Source organism: uncultured Campylobacter sp., assembly GCF_938045225.1.
In the GTDB taxonomy this organism is placed as follows: Bacteria; Campylobacterota; Campylobacteria; order Campylobacterales; family Campylobacteraceae; genus Campylobacter_A.
Map to the genome: position 1 here is coordinate 1 of NZ_CALINL010000072.1, position 2,665 is coordinate 2,665.

Sequence of the window (2,665 nt, forward strand, 5' to 3'; positions counted from 1 at the left end):
AGGACGAAACACGCGTAGATACAAGCGCTAGCGACAAGCAAAAGCCACTCGGCCCTAAAAACGAGTGCGAGCCCGTAAACGCCGACGCAAAGCGTAAAAAGGCCGCAAAAGAGCGAATAGTAGCCCTCAAGCAGCCTCGTAGCCTTTAAATTTATATTTTCAAAAAAGTTTAGCACGCGTGGATCACGAAATTTTCTTTTGTTTCGGGCGAAAGACCTTCATCACGCTCTCATCAGTCTCTATAAATGCGCCGCCGATGAGATCAATGCAGTATGGAATCGCTGGAAATACCGGCTCTAGGCACTCTCTGATCGCCTTTGGCTGGCCGGGTAAATTTACGATGAGCGCGTGCCCTCTGATACCTGCGGTTTGGCGTGATAAGATCGCTGTAGGGACGTATTTTAGGCTAGCTGCGCGCATCAGCTCGCCAAAACCGGGCATCATCTTTTCGCATACGTCCTCAGTAGCCTCAGGCGTCACGTCGCGAGGAGCCGGTCCCGTGCCGCCCGTCGTTAGCACTAGATCGCAGCCCAGCACGTCTATCATGTATTTTAGGCGCTCTTTTATGAGCTCGATCTCGTCCGGGATCACCTCGTAAAAATACTCGCGCTCGCTCGTTATCCAGCCATCCAAAACCTCTTTTATCGCCGCGCCCGATAGATCGTCGTATTTGCCCTCGCTAGCTCGGTCGCTCAGCGTCAATATGCCAATTTTTGCTTTCATATTTTCTCCTTAAATTTAGTTATAATACTCTTTGATAATTTTACCCAGCGCGTCTTTGTCGATACTCTCAAAAATCTCGATATGCTCGCTGATGCGCTCTAGCTGCGTTTTCATGCCCGCCAAAAACGTCCCTACTTCGGCATACGCCTCTTGCAGCAGCTCCTCGGCCTCCGCCGCGCTTGGCGTAAATGTATGCCCCATGCCGTACTCAAAGACCATATTTTGCGCTATCTCGCGAGCCTTTTGGATGTCGGCGTTGGAGTTTGAAAAGGTATCGTCTTTGACCATCTTTAGCGCGCTCATGCCCGCCAAACAAACTTTGATACGCGCAAACATCTGCGAGCGCGACTCTATCTCTCGCTCGGGGCGCATAAACTGCTCCTCGACGAGCGAAATTTTTTCAAATTCTATCCCAAACCAATACGCCGCCAAAGCCTTTGCGCCCTGATAGAGCGCCTGAATGCGCTTTTCCTCGTCGTTGTAGCTCAAAATCCTTCTTTTACCGAGCAGGACTTTGTTTAAAACGCTTTCAAAATCGCTAAATTCGATTATCTCGCCGCCGCGTCTTAGCGCGTTTATCGCAGCTTCGTTTACCAGCGTAGAAAGAGCCGCCCCGCTAAAACCGACGCTGATACGCGCCACGTCCTGCGCCTCTACGCTCGTGTTTTTATCTTTTAGATAGGACTTTAAAATCTCGACTCTATCGGCAAAATCGGGCATAGAAAGGAAAATGCGCCTATCAAATCGCCCCGAGCGCAGCAACGCCTCGTCTATCATCTCGATGCGATTGGTCGCGGCGATCACGATGACGCCAGAGTTATCCTCAAAGCCGTCCATCTCGGTCAATAGCTGATTTAGCGTGGCCTCGCGCTCGTCGTTTCGGTTGCCGCCGCGCACCTTGCCTACGGCGTCGATCTCGTCGATAAAGATGATGGATGGTGCATAGGCTTTAGCCTTTAAAAACAGCTCATGCACGCGTTTTGCACCCATACCGACGTAAATTTGCACAAAACTCGCGCCGCTTTGGTAAAAAAACGGCACTCCCGCCTCGCCCGCGACGGCCTTTGCCACTAGCGTCTTACCCACGCCCGGAGGCCCCACCATCAGCACGCCTTTTGGCATTTTGATGCCGAATTTTTTATATTTAGTCGGATTTTTTAGAAAATCCACGATCTCGCTTAACTCAAATTTGACGTCCTTTATGCCAGCCACGTCGTCAAATTTGACGTTTGAGATAGCAGGAGCCACCGAGCTAGCGGCGATATTATCATACTCGTAAACGTTTGCTTTTTGATTTTCGTTTTGTGCGGCGAGTTTTTGTTTTTTAAACCTAGCATAAATCGCAAGCCCCCCAAAGCAGATAACAAGCAGTGCCAGCACGGCTAAAATTTCATCCAGCACGGGCGTCTCTTTTTTTAGATCGACGGGCACTTTTTGCACCAGAGTGCGCATGTCCACGCCGTCTTTTACGATGATGTATTTGTTGCCGCCCTTAGTCGTGAGCTCCAGCTCGCCGCCGTTTACGGTCGCGCTTGCGATCATGTCGCCTTCTAGCAGCTTTTCATAGCTTTCGTACATTATGTTTTTAGGTTGATTTCTACCTACCGCAACGGCTAGCAAAACCGCCAAAATAGCCGTCAAAATCACGATGATCTTTTGTTTATTTAGCTTAAATTTGTGCATAGTCGCCCTCGCTTTTTACTTCAAATTTATCTATGACCGCCCACTCTTTTAAAATTTGCTTATCCGTTTTGATTTTTACTTTGTTATAAAACTGATCGAAACCTTCGTAAAATTCGCCGTTTAGCTGCTCGACCAAATCCTTTTTTATCTGTTGGTACAAAATTTAAATATCCTATTCCTAAACCAATCAATGTTGCAAAAAATAACGAAACAACTGTGATATAAATAGTAACTGCAAGTCCTCTTAAAAATTTTAGTC

The 2,665-nt window shown here is 48.1% G+C and carries 3 protein-coding genes; all 3 read right to left on the reverse strand.

Going from position 1 to position 2,665, the window contains the following annotated elements; genetic code table 11:
* Nucleotides 1-183: 183 nt before the first annotated feature.
* Genes mog through Q0200_RS03150 form a run of 3 tightly spaced genes read right to left on the reverse strand, consistent with a single transcriptional unit; the run spans nucleotide 184 to nucleotide 2,566 of the window.
* Nucleotides 184-723: a molybdopterin adenylyltransferase gene (gene mog, locus Q0200_RS03140; protein WP_297937593.1), complete on the reverse strand. Its 540-nt coding sequence runs from the start codon at nucleotides 721-723 to the stop codon at nucleotides 184-186.
* Between the two features lie 15 nt (nucleotides 724-738).
* Entirely contained in the window at nucleotides 739-2,406 is a 1,668-nt protein-coding gene (locus Q0200_RS03145) for an ATP-dependent metallopeptidase FtsH/Yme1/Tma family protein (protein ID WP_297937595.1), read from the reverse strand.
* Nucleotides 2,393-2,566 carry a hypothetical protein gene (locus Q0200_RS03150; protein ID WP_297937597.1) on the reverse strand — a complete coding sequence of 58 codons (174 nt, stop codon included), beginning with the start codon at nucleotides 2,564-2,566 and terminating at the stop codon, nucleotides 2,393-2,395. Before Q0200_RS03150 ends, Q0200_RS03145 begins: the two co-directional genes overlap by 14 nt.
* Nucleotides 2,567-2,665: the final 99 nt, after the last annotated feature.